The sequence below is a fragment of the Ruegeria denitrificans genome (genome assembly GCF_001458295.1).
GTDB classification, from domain to species: Bacteria; Pseudomonadota; Alphaproteobacteria; order Rhodobacterales; family Rhodobacteraceae; genus Ruegeria; species Ruegeria denitrificans.
Window position 1 is genome coordinate 235697 of record NZ_CYUD01000005.1, and the last position, 19647, is coordinate 255343.

General features: G+C 53.8%; 16 protein-coding genes. 14 read left to right on the plus strand and 2 right to left on the minus strand.

Annotation, left to right across the window (positions count from 1 at the left end):
- Window positions 1-185: 185 nt before the first annotated feature.
- Entirely contained in the window at window positions 186-1028 is an 843-nt protein-coding gene (locus tag RUE5091_RS09560; protein ID WP_082643599.1) for a helix-turn-helix transcriptional regulator, read from the minus strand.
- Window positions 1029-1556: 528 nt separating this feature from the next.
- Between RUE5091_RS09560 and RUE5091_RS23415 the strand changes: the two genes are divergently transcribed.
- From RUE5091_RS23415 to RUE5091_RS09625, 13 genes are all read left to right on the plus strand, one after another.
- Window positions 1557-1745 (plus strand): Flp family type IVb pilin, encoded by a 189-nt coding sequence (locus tag RUE5091_RS23415; RefSeq protein ID WP_058281669.1) that lies wholly within the window; start codon window positions 1557-1559, stop codon window positions 1743-1745.
- A gap of 144 nt (window positions 1746-1889) precedes the next feature.
- Window positions 1890-2849, plus strand: coding sequence for a Flp pilus assembly protein CpaB (gene cpaB, locus RUE5091_RS09570; protein WP_082643600.1), 960 nt, complete (start codon window positions 1890-1892; stop codon window positions 2847-2849).
- 9 nt (window positions 2850-2858) lie between these two features.
- Window positions 2859-4397, plus strand: a complete 1539-nt coding sequence (locus RUE5091_RS09575) for a pilus assembly protein TadG-related protein (RefSeq protein ID WP_058281670.1) — start codon at window positions 2859-2861, stop codon at window positions 4395-4397.
- Between the two features lie 14 nt (window positions 4398-4411).
- Window positions 4412-4909, plus strand: coding sequence for a TadE/TadG family type IV pilus assembly protein (locus RUE5091_RS09580; protein WP_058281671.1), 498 nt, complete (start codon window positions 4412-4414; stop codon window positions 4907-4909).
- On the plus strand, window positions 4906-5565 hold the full coding sequence (locus tag RUE5091_RS09585; RefSeq protein WP_243470754.1) for a TadE/TadG family type IV pilus assembly protein: 660 nt from the start codon (window positions 4906-4908) through the stop codon (window positions 5563-5565). Before RUE5091_RS09580 ends, RUE5091_RS09585 begins: the two co-directional genes overlap by 4 nt.
- Entirely contained in the window at window positions 5565-6791 is a 1227-nt protein-coding gene (locus RUE5091_RS09590) for a CpaE/TadZ family protein (RefSeq protein WP_082643601.1), read from the plus strand. Before RUE5091_RS09585 ends, RUE5091_RS09590 begins: the two co-directional genes overlap by 1 nt.
- A 12-nt stretch (window positions 6792-6803) precedes the next feature.
- The gene (locus tag RUE5091_RS09595) at window positions 6804-8195 is read left to right on the plus strand and encodes a TadA family conjugal transfer-associated ATPase (protein WP_112297162.1); all 1392 of its coding nucleotides are present in this window, start codon (window positions 6804-6806) and stop codon (window positions 8193-8195) included.
- Window positions 8192-9160 carry a type II secretion system F family protein gene (locus RUE5091_RS09600; protein WP_058281674.1) on the plus strand — a complete coding sequence of 323 codons (969 nt, stop codon included), beginning with the start codon at window positions 8192-8194 and terminating at the stop codon, window positions 9158-9160. The genes RUE5091_RS09595 and RUE5091_RS09600 overlap by 4 nt, the downstream gene beginning before the upstream one ends.
- 14 nt (window positions 9161-9174) lie before the next feature.
- Window positions 9175-10161 (plus strand): type II secretion system F family protein, encoded by a 987-nt coding sequence (locus RUE5091_RS09605; protein ID WP_058281675.1) that lies wholly within the window; start codon window positions 9175-9177, stop codon window positions 10159-10161.
- 391 nt (window positions 10162-10552) lie between these two features.
- Window positions 10553-11971 carry a mechanosensitive ion channel family protein gene (locus RUE5091_RS09610; protein ID WP_165590761.1) on the plus strand — a complete coding sequence of 473 codons (1419 nt, stop codon included), beginning with the start codon at window positions 10553-10555 and terminating at the stop codon, window positions 11969-11971.
- Window positions 11972-12251: 280 nt separating this feature from the next.
- Entirely contained in the window at window positions 12252-13349 is a 1098-nt protein-coding gene (dctP, locus tag RUE5091_RS09615) for a TRAP transporter substrate-binding protein DctP (protein ID WP_058281677.1), read from the plus strand.
- 78 nt (window positions 13350-13427) lie between these two features.
- Window positions 13428-14741: a TRAP transporter small permease subunit gene (locus RUE5091_RS09620; RefSeq protein ID WP_058281678.1), complete on the plus strand. Its 1314-nt coding sequence runs from the start codon at window positions 13428-13430 to the stop codon at window positions 14739-14741.
- Between the two features lie 5 nt (window positions 14742-14746).
- Window positions 14747-16102: a TRAP transporter large permease gene (locus tag RUE5091_RS09625; protein WP_058281679.1), complete on the plus strand. Its 1356-nt coding sequence runs from the start codon at window positions 14747-14749 to the stop codon at window positions 16100-16102.
- 76 nt (window positions 16103-16178) lie between these two features.
- Here RUE5091_RS09625 and RUE5091_RS09630 read toward each other — a convergent pair whose 3' ends face one another.
- Complete coding sequence (locus RUE5091_RS09630) at window positions 16179-17264, minus strand: LacI family DNA-binding transcriptional regulator (protein ID WP_082643602.1); 1086 nt, start codon at window positions 17262-17264, stop codon at window positions 16179-16181.
- Window positions 17265-17306: 42 nt separating this feature from the next.
- On the opposite strand from RUE5091_RS09630, the gene RUE5091_RS09635 reads away from it, so the two are divergent.
- Window positions 17307-19628: a DUF1989 domain-containing protein gene (locus RUE5091_RS09635; RefSeq protein ID WP_058281680.1), complete on the plus strand. Its 2322-nt coding sequence runs from the start codon at window positions 17307-17309 to the stop codon at window positions 19626-19628.
- The last annotated feature ends 19 nt before the right edge of the window (window positions 19629-19647 follow it).

The following is a 19647-nucleotide window of genomic DNA, read 5'->3' on the forward strand; positions in this document are numbered from 1 at the left end:
ATTCCGTTAATATTGTTGTCGAATTGTGAACAATAGAATTGATCGCAAATGAAGCATTCTACCGCAACCTGTTTCAATTGCGATGGTTTCACCGTTGTGTAGTCAGGAGGCTTCGCTGACCTTCTTCAACAAAGATGCGGATCAACGTGATAGGATTGTGCCAGCCCGTCGGAACGCCGCCGGAATCAGCTTATGCTCACTATTTCCGAGGGCATGAATGTATCTGCGGTATCGGCATTGCGATTCAACAGATGCAACAATTCAACCTGGTTTGACGCGCCGGTTTTTGAAAAAATCGAACTCAGGTGTGATCGAACCGTTGCCGGGCAGACTGACAGGATCTGCGAAATCTTTTTGACAGTCATCCCTTCCTTCATCATGGCGCATACACGAAACTCACTTCTGCTGAGTTGCGTGGGGTTCTGCGGATCCAGAATCGGAACGAACTTGGTGTCCTTGACGATTTTGGGAAGGTAGCCGCGAATTTGTTCGGAACGTGTTGTGACCGAACCCGGCACGCGCCTGCTCCAACCGGAAGCAAGAGTTGGAGCCAAGGCAGTTAACAAGCCCATCTCGTTGCGCCTGGGACTGTGACTGTAGTGCAATTCAAGGTGGTCGACATTTCCGCCCTTTGTTTCCAGCGGAATGACAAGAACTTCAACTAGCCCTGTTGGAACCTGATCCCTGCCATTGATTGCCCTTGTCCGGTCAGTGGGCAGCGCTTCAGTCAATTTCCAAACGGTTCCGGCTTTAGCGGTGGAAATATTATCTCCTAAAACCAAATCAATTTGGGTGCGAGGTTGAACCGGCCAAACCTTCCCTTCATTGATACTGCAACGTGCAATATAATTTACTTTATGTTCCGGTTTATTAATTCGTGTAATTAATGCCGCGTCTGCATTTGTTATTTCCACTAGAAGTTGCAGAATATTTGAAACGGTATTGTCACCGTTCAATGCATGGACCCATTCCATGACAAAATTCAGACTCTGCTGCGCAAAAGCACCATTTGAAAAACTAACACTCATTACTCTACCAACTCACCCAACTAAACCGATTCGTTGGGGTCCCCAAAGTGGCCACAACTCAGTTATAAATTTGTTCGGATTCCGCGACGCCGACAACCGAATTAAGAGCTTTTACAGGAAGCTTTTCCAGTGGCCGACAGAATCTTTCAACTTATAACGTCATGTTTTTTATGTAGAAATACCCCCCATCCGTTTAGCCGGATACGCTTTTTGTGCGCCTTCCAAGCTAAGTTTTCTGATCGAGGATATCCTTTCACTTCTGCCACAATCAAGTCAAATTTTGCGACATTGTTTCCAATTAATCTGATTCGCATTTAAATTAATGGGCTGTTAACATAGAGTTAAAGAAAATCAATCAAAGGTTGAGTACTTCGATAAAAAAAATATATTAAGGCGAATTGTTCCTATTATTAACGGATGGCGGGCGCATTGGGCGTCATTACCGTAATTGGTGAGCTGACGCGAAAGATGCATAGCTTGCGCTGTAATAATGCAGCGTTGATTTCAATTTAACCTTTCGAGGGAAACATGACCAAATTTATGAAGAAGTTTACCAAAGAAGAAAGCGGTGCGGCGATTGTTGAATATGGCCTCGCGCTTTTGGTCGTAGCCTCAATTGCTGTTGGCGCGTTCAGTTTCTTGGGTACGACAACAGCGGCCAACGTGCAAGGCGCTTGCGGCGCTGTGATGGCAGCGGGCGCCACCAACCCCTGCTGAGCCATCAGCAATCTGCAATTTGCAAACCACAACAGAATTCTGCGCCGCCGCATTGATGTATCGGCGCAGAATACACCGCCGGGATTTTCGAAGACAAAATTACCGATGTTTCGAATTTTTTGAGCGTAACTTTTGGAGACAGAGATGCGTATCAGACCAATCATTACCACGTTTTTCGGAATCGCGATTGCTGCTGGTTCTGTGTTCCTGGCCAAAGACCACATTCAATTGAAGACTACTGCGGTCGAAACGACAACTCAGGCTGATCTGGTTGAGATTTACATCGCCAGCTCTGAAATTGCTTTTGGTCAGCCGATTGAAAGGCATCATGTTTCAACTCATCTGTGGCCGCGCGAAGCTATGCCGCCTGGGGTTTTCACCGATATCAGTGTCCTTGTTCCTGACAACCGGCGTCAATTGCGCCGCGCCAAAGGACGGTTTTATCCCGGCGAAGTAATGATTCTTTCGAAGGTTTCAAATTTTGGTGAAAAGGTCACACTAGTCCAAAAGCTTGGCGAAAACACGCGCGCAATGGCGATCAAAGTTGATGCGGTCACTGCGGTTGGTGGCTTTGTTACCCCGGGTGATTGGGTGGATATTGTTTTGACCCAAGGCGCGAGTTTGGAATTAAGCGCCGTGACGATTTTGCAGAAAATTCGTGTGATTGGCGTCGATCAACAGTCTGAGGAATTGACAGATCAACCCGAGGTGGCGCGTACGATTACGGTGGAGGTGACGCCGGAACAAGGCCAACGCCTTGCCCTGGCTCAAAGAGCTGGAACGCTGAGCCTGACGCTCAGAACACTGGACGGTGTCGAGGATGCACCGATGGAAATGGTCCGCTTGCGCGATTTGCTACAGGAAGAGGGTCCGGTGGAAAACGTCGAAGCCCAACCCACTGTCCGTCTGAACCGTGGCACAGAGTCCGAAGTTGTGACTTTTGAAAGAAAACGCAGAAAGGCCAATGAAGGCACAGATGCTGCACCAACTCCAGAGGTGGAATCAGGTAACCAGACAGGCGCTGAACTTGCCCCTGCGGTGGTATCTCCTGACGCGAAGCCTGGGGTTCAGCCGATCGAAATTAGCCAAAGCGCCGGACAGTGAGTCAGAGCCATGCGTTTGGAATCCGTCATATCTCACTTTGCGAAGGATGAACGCGGCACCGTCGCGATCCTCTGGGGCACTGCTCTAATAGCGTTTCTTGGCTTCTTTGCGATCACGCTGGATGTTGGGCGACTGAATTCGACCCATGCTGAACTTCAATCTTTTGCCGACAACGTTGCCCTTGCCGCTGCCGGAGAATTGGACGGGCAGCCCGATGCGATCACCCGGGCGGCGAATGCCGCGGCCAATCTGATCAGCGACAGCCAGACATTTGCCAATGGACCCACCGCGCTTTCGGGTGTGTCGGATTATACTCTTACTTTTCATTCTGCTCTTCCAGTGTCGGATCTTACTCCTTTGGGTGCGGACCTAACCACTGATCCCCGCGAGGCTAAGTTTGCGCATGTTGTGTTGACACCAAAATCAGTCAGTATGAACCTGGCGTCAGCTCTTGACAAAATGCTTGGTGGAAGCGGTTTTGCAGGGGTCAACATTTCTCCCGAGGCGGTTGCCGGATACTCGAAAGCGGCCTGTGACATTTCACCCTTGATGTTCTGCTTGCCGCCAAACTGGGAAACGACGTTGAACGTTGGCGATCAGATGCTGTTGCGTAGCGGTGGCAATGGCACCGCCTGGGGGCCCGGTAACTTTGGCTTCATTGATCTGGACCATTTCCATGATACGTCAGGTGTCTGTGCGGACGAGGGCGGCAACAAACTGGCCTGTCTGATTGCGGCGCAGGATCAGATTACCCAATGCGCCCTGACCAACGGTTTGGACACCGAGCCGGGGCAGAAGGTTGGTATCACCAACGCAGCGTTCAACGTGCGTTTTGACATCTACCGCAGCGTGCTCAACGGCGAGAAAAACAACGTTGATTTTGCGCCCGCACCTAACGTTATCAAGGGAATTCAGAAAAAGGGTGGCGGATCTTGTATCCAGGGCAACGAAGAGGCCACAATTGATACGGCGGCTCTTGGCCGTGACCTGTGTCTGACGGCGGGAACATGCGGCGGCAACAACCGGTTTGGCGATGGCGTTTGGGATCGCCAGGGCTATCTGGATCAGAATCATGACCTGGCCGATAATGTCGCGGACGGAGTTGGCAGCGCCGACCATCTGCCTATTTTAACCGGGTCGGATACTGTTTTCGCGAACACACGGTACGGCATGTACCTGCGTGAGATCGCGTACGGAAACTCCGGTGCTACTACCAATCCCGATACGCCGAATATTCTGGATTCGAGTCTTTCCGAAACCGGTCGCCCAATGTGTTCAAGCCACATGTCGACTGATCCGGCGCGGCGCGTTGTGATCGCGGCGGGTGTCGATTGTGTGCAAAACCCTGTTTCTGGCAGAACCTCGGGCGTGCCGGTCACAAAATTCGTCGCGGTATTCCTGACCGAACCCGTGGGTGACGATGGTGGCTCGCCGCCCAGCTTTGACATCCATGGTGAGATTGTCGGCTTCCCTGATGTCTCGGGCGTTGGCAGCGGCGGTAACGGGTTCGGCGGTATCTTCCGCGACATCGTGCAGCTGTATCGGTGAGGGGGCGTAGGGTGATGAAAAAACATCTGGCTTCGCCACTCAAACGTTTTGCTCGGGATGACGAAGGCGCAATCTTGGTGGAATTTGGCCTTGTCATGCCCGTCATGCTGTTGCTTTTGGCCGTGACCCTGGAATCTGCGCGTCTGATGTGGTCATACCAGTCCGTCATAGCAGGTGTTCGGGATGCCAGCCGCTATATGTCCCGCGTCACGCCATCGGATATCTGTTCCTCTGGCGGGACGGTCACCGGACTTACGACAACGCTGAAGGGCATTGTCGAAGAAGATAAGAATACCAACAGCTTGTTCCCGCCCAGCATTACCATCAATTCGGTGACACCCAGCCTGTCCTGTGTGACGGGAACCTATCGGCTCAGCCCGGCACCCGTTGGAACGGTCAGTGCAAATATTACCATTCAGTTTCCGATGGGTGGGCTGCTGGCGCTGTTCGGCAATGGCATATCCTCTGTGACAACCAACGTTTCAGATACATCGCGGATATTTGGGCAATGAATATCCTGATGCATATCCGCGCGCAACTGACCCGTAAGGGGAGGGGTTTCCTGTGCGATCAAACTGGCGGCGTTCTTGTCGAGTTCGCCGTGGTTGTTTCCCTGTTTTTGTTTTTGTTCCTGTCATTGTTGGATTTTGGACGGCTGTCTTACAGTGTTGTAAGCGCACAAAAAGCGGCACAGCTCGCGGCGCGCATCGCTGTCGTCCGCCCACCTGCATGTAACTATGGAGCAGGTGTATTTCCCGATACCCACAATCGCGGCCCATCATCTTTGGCTCCTCGATTTGGCACGTCCTGCAGCGCAGGGACAGGAGTTTGCATAGACCCGAATTTGACCCCCTGTTCGGGTGCGGCGACCAATACGACGGCAGCCGAAATCTGGGGCCGCGTCAGCCCGCTTTTGCCGCCGGACGCAACAATAGACAACCTGCGGTTTCACTATGATTTCAACGACAACTTAGGTTTCTTGGGCGGCCCCTTCACCCCCATGGTCACCGTCGAATTGGATTTGGCAGATTTTAATTTTGTTTCACCGCTGGCCGCGCTGGCAAACGCCGCGGGCGCGACGAACAGCACACTTCCCCAGGCGGTTGGTTACTCGAATTTCAGCGTTTCGTTGCCTGCCGAGGACCTAGCATTAGGAGAGTCAGGATAATGAACAAGAGCGTTTCGAATTTTAAGTCGCACGCAGTGATGCTTGTTTCCGATAACGAAGCTATCACGCAGATGGTCAGCGAGGTATTCCCGGCTGAAAGGAACAACACGGTCACTGAGAATGGGACTTCGTTCCAGGCATTGAACGGCACCGCTCTGGAACTTGCTTTCAAGCATGATCTGGTGATTTTTGAGATTGATCCGGATGACGCGAGTGAAGTGCAGGCGATCAAAGAGGTTCTGGGCCACCGCAAAGACGACACCGTGTTTGTGGCGTTGACCCAGAATGATGTCTCAATCACCAAGGCGCGCGCGCTTTTGAAGATTGGTGTCGACGAAGTTCTACCGCTGTCGATTGATCAAGAAAGCTTGCAAGCCGCAGTCAGCGAGAAAATCACTGCCCGCGCAGTCCCGCAGACTCAGTTTCACGAAGGCGGGCGGGCACTAGGCAAAGTGATCCCGGTTGCAAAAACGCGCGGTGGGGCGGGCGCGTCTACTGTCGCGGTCAATCTTGCCTGTGCACTTGTTGGCGGAAAGGGATCCATGTTCCGCAAAGTTGCAAAGAGCCGAGTCGCCCTTTTGGATCTGGATATTCAATTCGGAAACTCGAACGTTTTTCTTGATATCGAGGACAACGGCGGCTTCCTGCAACTGATTGAGAACGCAGAATTACCTGATGATCATTTTTTGTCGTCAATCCTGCAGCAGCACGACCTGGGCTTGGATGTTCTGTGCGCGCCTTCACCGATGGTTCCGTTACAGTCGCTACGTTCGGATTTGATCGAGGGAATGCTGGACCTGCTGCAACGGCGTTATGATTACATCGTGATTGATCTTCCCTGTGCCATTGTTGATTGGGTCGAACCCATATTCAAGCGTGCAGCTCAGCTTGCTTTGGTCACGGATACTACCGTGCCCTGCGTGCGCCAAGCTAGGCGACTGATCGATTTTTACCGCGAGGCAAACGTTGGCTTGCCGGTTGAGGTTATCGTCAACCGCGAGCGCAACTCATTAATCCGGCCACCGCATGTTCGTGAAGCCGAGAAGGTTTTGGATACAAAGTTTAAACATTGGATTCCGGACAACCCGAAAGTCGCCCGGAACGCAGTGGATCTGGGGCGTCCGGTCACGGACATGAAACCGCAATCTGATCTTGGAAAAGCCTTGAAGAAGTTGGCTGCTGATTTGTCGGCCGAAGAACAGACTGCGGCAACAAAGAATATATAAAGGGAGATTACCGTGTTCAACGAATTCAGATCACGCAAAGCTGCTTCTAAATCGAATGTGCTGACGCTGGAACGGCCAATCGAAACGCCTCCGAAGGCTCAAGTATCTCCTGAACCTATTGATACCGACCTGCAAGCGCATCTTGAGCTGAAAAGCCGCCTGCACGGTGAGCTTCTGGACCGGCTGAACCTGTCTGTTATCGACAAGGTCGAACGTTCAGAGCTCAAGCGCCAGATTGCGGCTTTGGTTACCAGTCTGATCGAAGCGGAACGTCTGCATATGCGATCAGAAGCCTTTTCAGCGCTGATTGACGAATTGATCCACGAAGTGATGGGGTTGGGACCGTTAGAGCCGCTGCTGGAAGACCCAACAATCAACGATATTCTGGTGAACTCTTATGACCAGGTATACGTCGAACGTTTTGGCCTGCTTGAGGAATCGACTGTACGTTTCCGCGACGAACGCCATCTGCTGCGGATCATCGACAAGATCGTCAGCAAGGTTGGCCGTCGTATCGACGAATCCCAACCATGGGTCGACGCCCGCCTTGAAGATGGCAGCCGTGTGAATGCAATCATCCGGCCATGCTCGGTCGATGGGCCGGCCCTGTCGATCCGGAAGTTTTCCCGGAACCCGCTGACAATCAAAAAGTTAGTCGATCAGCAAAGTATGAATGATCAGGCTGCCAAGCTTCTTGAAGCGCTGGTTGAGGCGCGGTTGAACATCCTGATCTCGGGCGGTACCGGGTCAGGAAAAACAACCATGCTGAATGCGGTGTCGTCTTATATCGATGGCAGACAGCGCATTGTGACAATCGAAGATGCGGCCGAACTGCAACTGCAGCAAAGCCATGTTGTTCGTTTGGAAACCCGTCCACCGAACGCCGAAGGTCATGGAGTCATCACGCAACGTGATCTGGTCCGCAATGCTCTGAGGATGCGCCCCGACCGCATTATCGTGGGTGAGGTCCGAGGGTCAGAGTGTTTTGACATGCTTCAGGCGATGAACACTGGGCACGATGGGTCGATGACAACCGTTCACGCGAACTCGAGCCGCGATGCGCTGAGCCGGGTTGAACAGATGGTCACGATGCTGGGCTCGGATCTGCCCGTCAGAACCATACGGTCGCAAATCGCGTCAGCCATTCAGATTGTGCTCCAGCTTAGCCGTCTCAGCGATGGCACCCGCCGGGTCGTCAGCATCTCGGAAGTGACCGGCATGGAAGACGACACAATCACCATGCAGGACATTTTTGTCTTCAAGCGTCGCGGCAAGTCTGAGACCGGCGAAGTTCTGGGAGAGTTCCTGCCCACCGGCATTCGGCCGAAATGCTTCGACCAACTGGTCGCTGCCGGAGTGGATGTAGATAACAGAATGTTTATTCATGGGGCGACGTCGTCATGATTGATCTGCAGCCAAACACGATCAGCATACTGATCTACGTATCCATCTTCCTTGGCATATTGCTGATGTATGAAGGCGTGCAGCAGCTTCTTGCGCGCAAAGAAACCCACAGCGAGGCCAGAAACCGGCGGATGAAGATGATCCAGGGTGGAGCATCGACCGATCAGGTTCTGCAATTGCTGCGGGACCCGTCGATGTTGGCAATAGGTGAAAACCCTGGAATGGTCGCCCGATTTCGTCGTCTGTGTGTGCATGCCGGGGTGACGATCAATCCGATCTGGATTGTTTTACTTGCAATGATGCTGGGCGTTGCGCTGTTTACTATTGTCTCGGCTTACCTGCCCCCCGAACTTGCTTGGATATGTAGCATCGCCGTAGCCGCCGCACTGCCATTCATAGTTTTGGTTGCAATGAAAGAAGCCAGAGCCAAAAAACTGACAAAGCAGCTGCCGGAAGCATTGGACCTGATGGCACGAGGTCTGAAAGTCGGCCATCCGGTGGCGGTAACGGTCGGCAATGTGGCGACCGATCTGCCAGACCCAATCGGCACAGAATTTGGCCTTATTCAGGATCAGATCAACTATGGCGATGACGTCGCAACGGCCTTTCAGGATTTTTCTAAGCGGGTAGGAACCGAGGATGCGAACTACCTTGCCGTAAGTATCGGTATTCAGCATGGGACCGGTGGCAACCTAGCGCGGATTCTGAACATTCTATCTCAGGTCATCAGAGATCGTCAGACGATGAAGAAGAAAATTAAGGCTATTTCTGCCGAAGGCCGTCTAAGCGGCCTTATTCTGACGTTTCTGCCGTTGTTAATATACGGCTCAATCGAATTGTCGACACCAACATTCTACGGCGACGTCCGGAGTGACCCTCTGTACCCCTATTTTGTGGGCGTGATCATTAGCTTGATAATCGCCCAGGGGGTGATTTTGCAACGGTTGGTCAAGTTCAAGTTCTAAGCAGGAGCGGTAACATGGATTTCATTCAAGAATTTCTGGACGGCCAAGATCTGCCCCTGCAATATCTGCTGCTGGCTGGTATTGCTGTTAGCGTTTTCTTTGTGGTTCTGGGCGTCTCGGGCATGGCAGCAAGTGACGACACGGCGGTACGCCGAATGCGTGTTGGAACGATTTCTTCTGGCCATGGTGCGGATTTCGACCTCATCCAAGGGGACAATAGCGATCCGCATGGACTTCTTAAGGCGTTTGTTCCTTCATCTCAGCGTGAGCGCTCCAAAGTTGGGAGGTTATTGAAACAGGCAGGTATTCAGCGCAAGAACGCCATCCGGAGTTTCTATCTATTCCGCGTTGTTATGGGGTTCGTGTTGCCGGCTGCATTTGTGCTGGCTTTGGCATTGCCGAGTGAAACGCAGGATCAGTTACGTATTGCCGGTTTTTTGCAGAATATCACATGGCTGAATGCCTTGCAGATTGTGACCGCGCTGATGGTGGTTGGGTTTTACGGCCCGTCACTCTGGCTACGGTATCGGATCAAGAAACGCCGCCAGGCTATTGAACACAGCCTTCCGAATGCATTGGACTTGCTGCAGGTTGCGATTGAGGCCGGGTTAGGTTTCGATGCGGCCATGGTGCGTGTTTCCCATGAAATGGCACGTGCGGCGCCGGAAATCTCGCAAGAGTTCACAATCCTCCAGTTGGAGCTGCAAGCGGGCAAGGAACGTCAGGCAGCCTTTATGGATATGGCCGCCCGTGTCGGAATTGACGAAGTGAATTCGTTTGCGAATGCGTTTTTGCAATCCAATCAATACGGGACAAGTATCTCGACGTCTTTGCGCCGCTTTGCGACTGACATGCGTATAGATCGTGAATTGCGTGCGCAGGAAAAGGCCAACCGCCTTCCGGTTCAGATGTCCGCCGTGATGGCCATGTTCATGATGCCCGTTCTGTTGATGATCTGCTTGGCTCCGATGGTGATCCGTTGGATCAACATGTTTGGGTAAGTTCCAAACACAGTCAGCCTTGGGTCCAAACACTCGAAATCCATAGCAGCCATGCATGGCGGCGATTACACCAAGGGATGCCGGCCTACTGAGATATGGACGGCGGATCAGAGCGTCTCTGGCTATGGAGACCGGCTTGCATTCCATGTGAATATCTTTGATCACCTTGTCCTAAAGAACTGTTGACTGGTTCTCAGCAACTCACTTGCGCATATATGGCGGATGATTTTCCTTGGTCGCGTGGGTCATTCAACTGACCTTGCAAAGTGAGGTATGGATGAACCTTGTTCAATCTGTCGATGAATTTGTTCAAAGACACGTCTGGTTCGCGATCATTGCTATTGTACTCTTTGCGCTCTGGGTTGTTTGGCGCCCTCAGCGGCCAATTGCAATGTCTCGGCCAGTTACCGGAGTTCATCAGGTTCTTAACCTGATTGGAGGGGTTCTGACTGTCTCAACGGTTATGTCATTGTATGCGCTGGCGAGTTTGAGGTTCGATGCCGCTCAGCACGCTGATCTGGCCGCAAAGTTTGAGTTTTCTGCGTTTTTGATCGTGTACGTCACGGTAAGTGTTGTGATCGCAAGATCCATCGAACTGTTTTGGATATCACGCTCCAGTTTCATAGACGAAGGCCATATTCCCGGTTTGCCGCGTGTTTTGCTGTTCGGAGCTGCTATCATTCTTGGTTTGACGACCTTCGGCGTAAGTCACGGGCTTTCAATAAACGGGCTGTATTTGTCCACTGGCGCGATGGCGGCAATTATTGCGTTTGCGATGCAGCGCACGTTAGGGGATTTGTTCTCGGGTATTTCTCTGAGTGTCGAACACCCATTCAAAATCGGGGATTGGATCGAGCTTGAGGACGGTACCAAAGGTGAGGTTCGGGACCTGAACTGGAGGGCTACACGGTTGCGGGGCTGGGACAACACGACATTGATTGTTCCAAACAGTAAACTTGCTGCTCAGACATTTCGAAATCTGCACGGCCCGGACCACCGTTATTCTCCGATGTATACTGTGACGTTGCCACCGGAGATCGACCCTCGGTTTGCCAAGTCGCTTTTGCTTGAGGTCGCACTCAAATGCAAACGGCTGGCCAAGACTCCACTGCCCAGTGTGCGTTTGGTAGACTCGGGAACTGTCCCCTATCGCTATATCGTGTGGCTGCACTTTCCTAGCTATCCGTCAATGTTTGCAGGGCGGGAAGAGTTTTTTCGGGAACTTCACTATTCACTTAAGCAAGCCGGTATTCAGGCCGCCCCGTCTATGCAGGATGTCAGGTTTCAGGCAGCCGAGAAGGTTGTGGCCACGCCACCGACCACACTTCATGCTTTACGAAGTCTGGATTTTGCCTCTTTGTTTGATGAAGCCGAACTGGAAAGCCTGAATTCGCGTAGCTACTCGGCGATTTTTGACGCAGGAACAGTGATTTTACCCGAAGGCGAGGTTTCACCGTCTGTCTACATTGTTTTGAACGGCGTGGTTGAAACCAGCGTAACCGATGCTTCTGGGAAGACGCGCGTGCTTAATCCACTGGTCTCTGGCGAGTATTTTGGTCTGGCGTCTATGCTGACAGACGCGCCGTCGTTTCAGACCTTCACCGCGTCCAGTGATGTTGTTTTGGTGCAGATTGATCGAAAGTGCTTCAAGGACATCGCGTCGCAGCGCGAGGACCTTTTACAGGGGTTTGCAGAAATTGTTGAAAGTCGGATGGCCATTGCGGCAAGCATGAAAAACGATCCTGGCTCAAGACGTGCAGGGCCGCTGATGGATGTTTTGCAACGGATTGAGAAAATTCTGGGTAGCTGATTTCGCCAGGAAAAATCGCAAATTCCAGAGGCTGTCGTGGGGATCATCTGTCGCGGCCTCGTTAGCTTGTTGTTGTGGGACCTCAGGCCTCTACTCCGTTTTGAACCAGGTGCCATGTACTTGACTGGCGGGATGTCAAATCAACTTTGCTTGTCTTGAAGCAAGATTAAATTGGACAGAAAACTATACCAATTGGTAAAACCCGTGATAGACGTACCAAGTGACTGACGGCGTGGCACAGCTATACGCTCGGTCATGGAAACCCGGATGGAGATACACAATGCCTCAAAAATTCACGACAAGACGCGGCGCGTTGCGGGCGATTGCTGGTGCGAGTGCAGCCACTCTGGCGGCACCTCATATCGCCAAGGCGGCAGAAGGTACGACCTGGAAAATTCAAACAAGCTGGCCCGGCGGTGCTGGGTTGCAAGTGTTCAAAGACTGGTGTGGCACGATTGCCGAAAAAACCGGTGGGGAGCTGGCATTTCAAGCGTTTGGTGCGAACGATGTTGTTGGTGACTTTCAGCTCTATGATGCCGTGAAAAACGGTGTTCTGGATGCGGTAAACCCGTTCACCATTTATGCTCAGGGCATCATTCCGGCCGCGACGTTCCTGACGTCGATCCCGCTGGGTCTGCGCAATCCGCATGAATACGACGTCTTCTACTATGGTCTTGGCGGGCTCGATATTGCTCGCGAGCTGTATGCGGCTCAGGGGCTGCATTTCGTGGGCCCGGTCCATCATGGTCCGAACATCATCCATTCCAAGGTTCCGATTCGGTCTATTGATGACTTTGCAGGCCGCAAGATGCGTTTGCCTGGTGGAATGGTGGCTGAAGTGTTTACCGCCATAGGTGCTGAGACCACGGTTCTGCCGGGATCAGAGATCTTCCCTGCGTTGGAAAAAGGCACCATTGATGTGGCCGATTATGTTGGCCCGGCTGTGAATTACGCGCTTGGGTTCAGTCAGGTTACCGACTACATTGTCATGGGTCCTCCTGGCTTTATGTCGCTTTATCAGCCGGTTGACATCATGGACATCACCGTAGGCAAGGCGGCGTGGGATAAGCTGTCACCACAGATGCAGCAATTTGTCGAGATGGAGACTCACGTTTATTCCGACATGCATCATGCCGCGATTCAGGCCGCCGACCAGGAAGCATGGCAAAAATTCGAGACCGATGGGACTGAGGTAACACGCCTCACCCAGGACGACGTCGATCTGATGACCGAAGTCGCCGTTCCAATCTGGTTCGACTACGCCAATCGCGATCCGCAGGCAGCGCGCGTGTTCAAGATTCAGCTGGATTACATGCAGTCAGGATCTTTGGGATATGTCGATCCGGCACTGACCCAGGGTCTGGAACTCAAGCTTTAATCTGGTCAATAAAATTTACCGCTACCCGGGGTGAAGGCCCCGGGTAGCTGTTTATCCCAGCAAGAAACGAGGACTATTATGCCGGGGCTTGGCTTTACGCTACCGCATTGGCTTTATTGGGTGGGGTTGGTCGTCTTCCCCCTTGTGGCGATGGTGCTGTCGCGCCGCCCACAGCCGACAGAGAAACGCTATACGTTACCGCTGGCATATATGATTGCGGTGACGGGCGGTATAATCGGACTGCATCGCTTTTATCTGAAAAGCATGCTGGGATTGGTTTATCTGCCGATCTTCTTGTTTGTCCTGTACGCCAATGGCCAAACTCAGGACGCTCGAAATGTCCTGTCAGATTATGTGAACCAGACCCGCAGCGCAGATCGCACAATCACGCGTGAAGAAGATCGGGTGGCGGACGCCCGGGCGAACCTGAGTGATCTTCAGGCGACTGTCGATGCGGCGGAAGAGGGATCCTTCTCGCAAAAAAGTGCAGAGCGTCGTTTGAAGCGTGCCGAAGATACGATCGAAAAGGGTGAAGCCCGTCTGCAGGAAGCGCGCGCCGTGGTGGAAGAGGTCACTCCTCTGCAGGATGAGGCTGAACGTACATTCGCGTTCTGGGGCAATGCTGCAGGCTACGCTTTCTATGCAATTCTGGCCCTGATCCTTATCGACATGCTTTTGTTGCCGGGGATGATCAAGCGTGCCAACGCCGGCCTGCCTGCGCACGTGGAAAAGTCGGATGCAGAAAAGGCTTTGGAAGAAGCCGAAGCAGAAGAGGGGCCGAAACACGACAGCGAATACGCGACCAACTGGATCGACCGTCTGTCGTTGTTCTGCGGTGAATTTGTTGCTTACTGGGCTGTGATCGCCGTCTTCGTCTACTATTACGAAGTCATCGCCCGTTATGTCTTTGGCTCGCCCACCAACTGGGCGCATGAGGCGATGTATCTGATGTTCGGGATGCAGTACCTGATCGCCGGTGCCTATGCGATGTTGACGGAAAGCCACGTGCGCGTTGACATTTTCTATGCCCCGCTGTCGCGCCCAAAAAAGGCGTGGGTCGATCTTCTGACCTCGATCTTCTTCTTCATCTTTGCCGGAACCCTGCTGGTGACCTCGTGGATTTTCGCCATGGATGCTCTGGCTGTGCCTGCTGGTAACTCAGTCGTGTCTGACTGGGCACGCGGCCAGATTGGACTGGGCGAAATGCTGACAAGCCTGAACGCGGCCCAATGGACCGATACCAATATCCGCTGGGGCGAAATCAGCTTTAACGAATGGGAAGTCCCACTGTGGCCGATGAAGTGGGTCATGGTCATGGGCGGGCTGCTGCTGGTTCTGCAGGGTATCTCGAAGATGTCCAAGGACATCCGTGAAATCGCGCGAGGAAACTAAGAGACATGGGTATCGAAATCGGAATTGAGTGGCTGACACTCATTATGTTCGGGAGCCTTCTGGCCCTGCTCATGGCGGGTTTGCCCCTGGCGTTCGTAACGGGTGGTCTGGCTTGCGTGTTCCTTTTCGTCCTTGGCGACGCCAGGGCGTTGAACATTGTGCCATCGCGCATCTTTCCGCTGATGACTAACTATCAGTTGTCGGCGATTCCGCTGTTTATCTTCATGGCGGCGATGCTCGAGAGGGCCGGGATCATCAACGATATGTTTGATGTGATCTACAAGGTTCTTGGCGGTGTCAAAGGTGGTCTGGCTTCGGCGACCATCATAGCCTCAACGATCCTTGCGGCGATGGTGGGTGTGATTGGCGCTGCAGTTGTGACCATGGGTATTATCGCACTGCCTGCGATGTTGAAGCGGAACTATGATCCAAAGATCGCGATGGGGTCGATTATGGCTGGCGGCACGCTGGGTATCCTGATCCCGCCCTCGATCCTTGCCATCATCTATGCCGTTGTGGCCGAACAATCCGTTGGTGAACTGTTCATCGGAGCGGTGATACCGGGCTTACTGCTGTCAGGGATGTATATCTTTTATGTATCCGTCCGGTGTTTCCTCAACCCGGCGCTTGGACCTGCCATTCCGGTGGAAGAACGGGTTTCCAACCCGGAAAAGCTGCGGTTGGTCGGTAAAATGGCGGCACCGATCACTCTGGTCGTTGTTGTTCTGGGCATCATCTTTTCCGGTGTCGCCACGCCAGTTGAGGCCGCCGGTATAGGCACCTTCGGCGCGTTCATCGTGGCCGCGATACACCGCAAGTTGGATTGGCCCACCATACGCGAGGCCTGCACCACGACGCTGAAAGCATCGGCAATGGTGATCTGGATCATGTTCGGTGCCACGATCTTTGTGGGCCTGTATGTTCTGGAAGGTGGTCAGCAATTTGTACAAGAGGCATTGGCCGCGACCGGTCTGGGGCCGTGGGGCATCCTTATCTTGATGCAGGTCCTGCTGGTCGTTCTGGGCATGTTCCTGGATTGGGTTGGAATTCTGCTGCTTTGCGTGCCGATTTTTGTGCCCATTATCAAGGCGCTAGGTGCACAGGCCTTTGGTCTGGAAAGCCCCGAAGATCTGGTCCTGTGGTTTGGAGTACTTTATCTGGTGAACATGCAGATGAGCTTTCTGTCACCGCCATTCGGCTACGCGCTGTTCTACCTTCGCGGTGTGGCGCCTGACCACATTCCGATGACTGACATCTTCAAATCGGCCCTGCCATTTCTGGCCTTGCAGGTGGTCGGGTTGCTTTTGTGCATGTTCTTCCCGCAAATCATAACCTGGTTGCCCAGATTGATTTACGGTTGAGCGCGGCTATCTGAAAGAACCAACACCCTGATCTATTGTCAGGGCGTTTTTCGTCCCGACACCGATACTCAGGGGCTTAAATAGAACGAAGCGGTATGGCGGATTGCCGTTCCATCAACCGCCCTTCAAGTCGTTCGGCACTGGGCCTTTCCTGATCTGAAATCCAGCGCGCGAGGGCGTCGGCGGCTTTTTCGCCCATTTGGGACACAGGCAAATGCACCGTGGTAATGGCGGGAACAGCAACAGCCGAGCTGGGCAGGTCGTCGATCCCGACCAAAGAGACATCGTCTGGCACAGTGATACCTTCGGCCTGAAGACCAAACAGAACCCCCAATGCAACCACGTCAGACAGGCACAAAATAGCATCCGGTTTTTGAGGCTGACTGCAGATGCGTCTGGCCCCTTCCGCGCCGCCGCGATGGCTGATTTCGGTCTCGTAGGTGGTCAATTCTCCGGTCCAGGGCAAAGCGCGCAACCCGGACAGGCGCGTGCGAGTTCGGTCATTGTCGTGAACGGGGCCGTGCACAACGGCAATGCGCCGATGCCCAAGATCTGCAAGGTGCTGCAGGGCAAGCTGGGCCACCGCTGCGTTGTCATATCCGATCGTTGGCAGCGGATTCTCCGCATCATAAAAGGACGTGACGATCGCCGGCAGCATCGTCCGGTTTAGCAGATCGTGCAGCGCGTCGCTATGGGCAGCGCCGGTGATGATCAGACCTTCGGCCCCGATATCAACAAGGCTTTGCGCTTTTTCGGCTTCGATTTCGAGGTCCGAGTCCGTTGTAGCCACGATAAGGGACAACTGACGTTCAGACAGCGTACGCTCAAGGGCGGCGAGGAACCGGGCAAAGATCGCGTTGTCCAGCGTTGGCACCAAAGCCCCCACAAATCGGGTGCGACCGGAATTGATTGCCCGTGCAGCAGCGCTGGGTACGAATTTCAACGCGTCAATGGCGGCCTGAACTTTCTCGAGCGTGTCTTTCTTCACCACGCCCGGTTCATTCAGAACCCGCGAGACCGTCGCCACCGATACACCCGCAACTTTCGCTACGTCTCTGAGATTTGCGCGTTTTTTGGGCTCGGGGGTTTTTTGCGTCAACGTATTCGAGGTCCGTTTTATCTGTTCGTTTAAGAAAGTGTTGACATATGTAACTAGTTTCATCAACCTCTGTAACTAGTTACATTACAGGATTCTGACAGTTCGATGCACGGATCTTCAGTCTTACATACTTTCACGAATACGGGGTTTGACAGCACTGGTCGCCGTTTCCCAGGCTTTCCCAAAACCTCTGATACGCGCACGCATATTCTGGCGGCGCGTGAGGCTTTGCAATTGATCCTGTCCACAGGAGATTTGCTTTCAATTGATGGAGTTGGGCCGAACCAATCCCTTGTTCTGGTGGCGTTTGATGAAGTCGGGCAGCCCAGGTTGGAAAACCTTGGATTAACGCCGACCGGGCAGGTGGAGATTGTCAACTTTGACAGCGCCCGGTTTTCAGGATGGGTTCGCGCGCAGGGCGGGGCAGGTCAGATTCCCTGCCACCGTTTGGACCAAACGACCGAGCCGGTGATTCTGCGTGCCGAAACACCTATCACGGTCTGGGTGATCCGTCCCCTTGAACGTTCTGAGTTGATCCAAGGGATGGAGACCGGGTGTGTTTCGATTCAGCACAAATCCGCCGCCATGAGCGACCCGTATCTGCCGCCTTTGTTGGGTGACACACGGGACGAATTCACCGTGCCGAAGGGCAGGGCAATTGCCTACGAATTAAAGGCCGGAGAATTTGCTCAGATCATCGACGTAGAAGGCCAGCAATGTTCAGATTTCATGGCGCTGCGTGCCGATGGGCTGGATCGTGGCGACGAGTGGATGATCGACTCGACCGCCACCCGCTCGATGGTGCGGCGGGCGTTTCCGGGTCCCGGGTTGCTGGACAAATTCTATGATCGTGAGATGCGACCGCTGTTGAACGTGGTGCAGGATACCTGCGGGCGGCATGACACTTTCGGGCTGGCCTGTACCGCGCGCGGATATGAGGAGCGGGGATTCCCGGGCCATCTGAACTGTTCCGACAATATGTCCAACGCCCTTGCGCCTTATGGCGTGACACGCCGCGCGGCCTGGCCGGCCATTAACTTTTTTTGGAACACCTGGGTCAACCCGGCAACGCATCACATTCAGACCGAAGAGTCCCATTCCCGCCCCGGGGATTACGTCGCGATGCGCGCAATCGAGGATCTGGTCTGTGTCTCAACCGCTTGCCCGGACGACATTGACCCGATCAATGGCTGGAACCCAACGGATGTGCATGTACGCATCTATCGCCCCGAAACACCGATCCGCCGTGCGGTGGCCTATCGTGAAAAGGAAGATGCCCCGATGTCGATCAGTCAGGAGTCCGCGTTTCACGACCGTCTTGCTCCGTTGACCCAGCATTTCGCTCCGGCGCGCGATTTGTGGGCACCGGTCAGCTATCCTGCCCATGGCACGCTGGGTGAATACTGGGCCTGTCGTCAGGCGGTGACAGTTCAGGATATGAGCGGGCTGCGCAAATTCGACATCATCGGCCCGGATGCCGAGGCGCTGTTGCAATTGGCGACCACGCGCAACGTGGCCAAGCTGCCGGTGTGGCGTGGGTCGTACACATTGATGTGTGACGAAAGCGGGGCCGTTATTGATGACGGTACATTGTTCCGCCTTGCGCCCGAGATTTTCCGCTGGTGCTGTGGCTCGGAAGAAAGCGGGCGCGCGTTGCAGACACTGGCGGACGAGCGGGGCCTGCAGGTACGCGTGCATGCCTTGCGTGGAGCCATGCCAAACCTGGCCATCCAGGGCCCGAATTCGCGCGATCTGTTGCGCAATATCGTCTTTACCCAACCCCATGTGCCCGCTCTGGATCACCTGAAATGGTTTGGTGTCACCGTCGCGCGATTGCGCGACCGTGAAGGCGCGCCGTTCATGCTGTCTCGTTCGGGCTATACCGGGGAGCTGGGGTATGAGGTCTTTTGCTCCAAATCCGATGCAGTCGCAATCTGGGACGCGGTGATGGAAGCAGGTGAGGAATTCGGGATAACGCCGATGGGCTCGGCCGCGCTGGACGTTATCCGGATCGAAGCCGGTCTGGCCGGCGCAAATGCCGAATTCGCCCCGGGCGTTGATGCGTTCGAAGCTGGTCTTGGCTTTGCGGTCGATCTGACCAAATCTGACTTTACCGGCAAGGCTGCTTTGGAGCGTAACGCGCGCGAACCGCGTCGGGCGCTTAAGGGGCTGTTGATCGGCTGCGATGACGTGCCTGCCCACGGCGCTCCCGTCTTTGCAGGCGAACGGCAGGTGGGTGTGGTCACCTCGGCCACACGCTCGCCCATGCTGGAACACGCTATTGCCATGGCGCGGCTGTCGGTCGAACACGCAGAAAATGGCAGCGAACTTGAGATCGGACAGCTTGATGGGCGGATGAAGCGTCTCGGCGCCACCGTATCAGACATTCCATTCATAGACCCGCAACGCAAGCGGGCGCGCGCCTGAGGGCGCATGCAACTCAACG

Bases quoted from the DNA above. Each gene is read 5' to 3' on its own strand.
- RUE5091_RS09560 (WP_082643599.1), bottom strand. From the start codon at position 1,028: ATGAGTGTTAGTTTTTCAAATGGTGCTTTTGCGCAGCAGAGTCTGAAT.
- RUE5091_RS23415 (WP_058281669.1), top strand. From the start codon at position 1,557: ATGACCAAATTTATGAAGAAGTTTACCAAAGAAGAAAGCGGTGCGGCG.
- cpaB (WP_082643600.1), top strand. From the start codon at position 1,890: ATGCGTATCAGACCAATCATTACCACGTTTTTCGGAATCGCGATTGCT.
- RUE5091_RS09575 (WP_058281670.1), top strand. From the start codon at position 2,859: ATGCGTTTGGAATCCGTCATATCTCACTTTGCGAAGGATGAACGCGGC.
- RUE5091_RS09580 (WP_058281671.1), top strand. From the start codon at position 4,412: ATGAAAAAACATCTGGCTTCGCCACTCAAACGTTTTGCTCGGGATGAC.
- RUE5091_RS09585 (WP_243470754.1), top strand. From the start codon at position 4,906: ATGAATATCCTGATGCATATCCGCGCGCAACTGACCCGTAAGGGGAGG.
- RUE5091_RS09590 (WP_082643601.1), top strand. From the start codon at position 5,565: ATGAACAAGAGCGTTTCGAATTTTAAGTCGCACGCAGTGATGCTTGTT.
- RUE5091_RS09600 (WP_058281674.1), top strand. From the start codon at position 8,192: ATGATTGATCTGCAGCCAAACACGATCAGCATACTGATCTACGTATCC.
- RUE5091_RS09605 (WP_058281675.1), top strand. From the start codon at position 9,175: ATGGATTTCATTCAAGAATTTCTGGACGGCCAAGATCTGCCCCTGCAA.
- RUE5091_RS09610 (WP_165590761.1), top strand. From the start codon at position 10,553: ATGTCTCGGCCAGTTACCGGAGTTCATCAGGTTCTTAACCTGATTGGA.
- dctP (WP_058281677.1), top strand. From the start codon at position 12,252: ATGCCTCAAAAATTCACGACAAGACGCGGCGCGTTGCGGGCGATTGCT.
- RUE5091_RS09620 (WP_058281678.1), top strand. From the start codon at position 13,428: ATGCCGGGGCTTGGCTTTACGCTACCGCATTGGCTTTATTGGGTGGGG.
- RUE5091_RS09625 (WP_058281679.1), top strand. From the start codon at position 14,747: ATGGGTATCGAAATCGGAATTGAGTGGCTGACACTCATTATGTTCGGG.
- RUE5091_RS09630 (WP_082643602.1), bottom strand. From the start codon at position 17,264: ATGAAACTAGTTACATATGTCAACACTTTCTTAAACGAACAGATAAAA.
- RUE5091_RS09635 (WP_058281680.1), top strand. From the start codon at position 17,307: ATGCACGGATCTTCAGTCTTACATACTTTCACGAATACGGGGTTTGAC.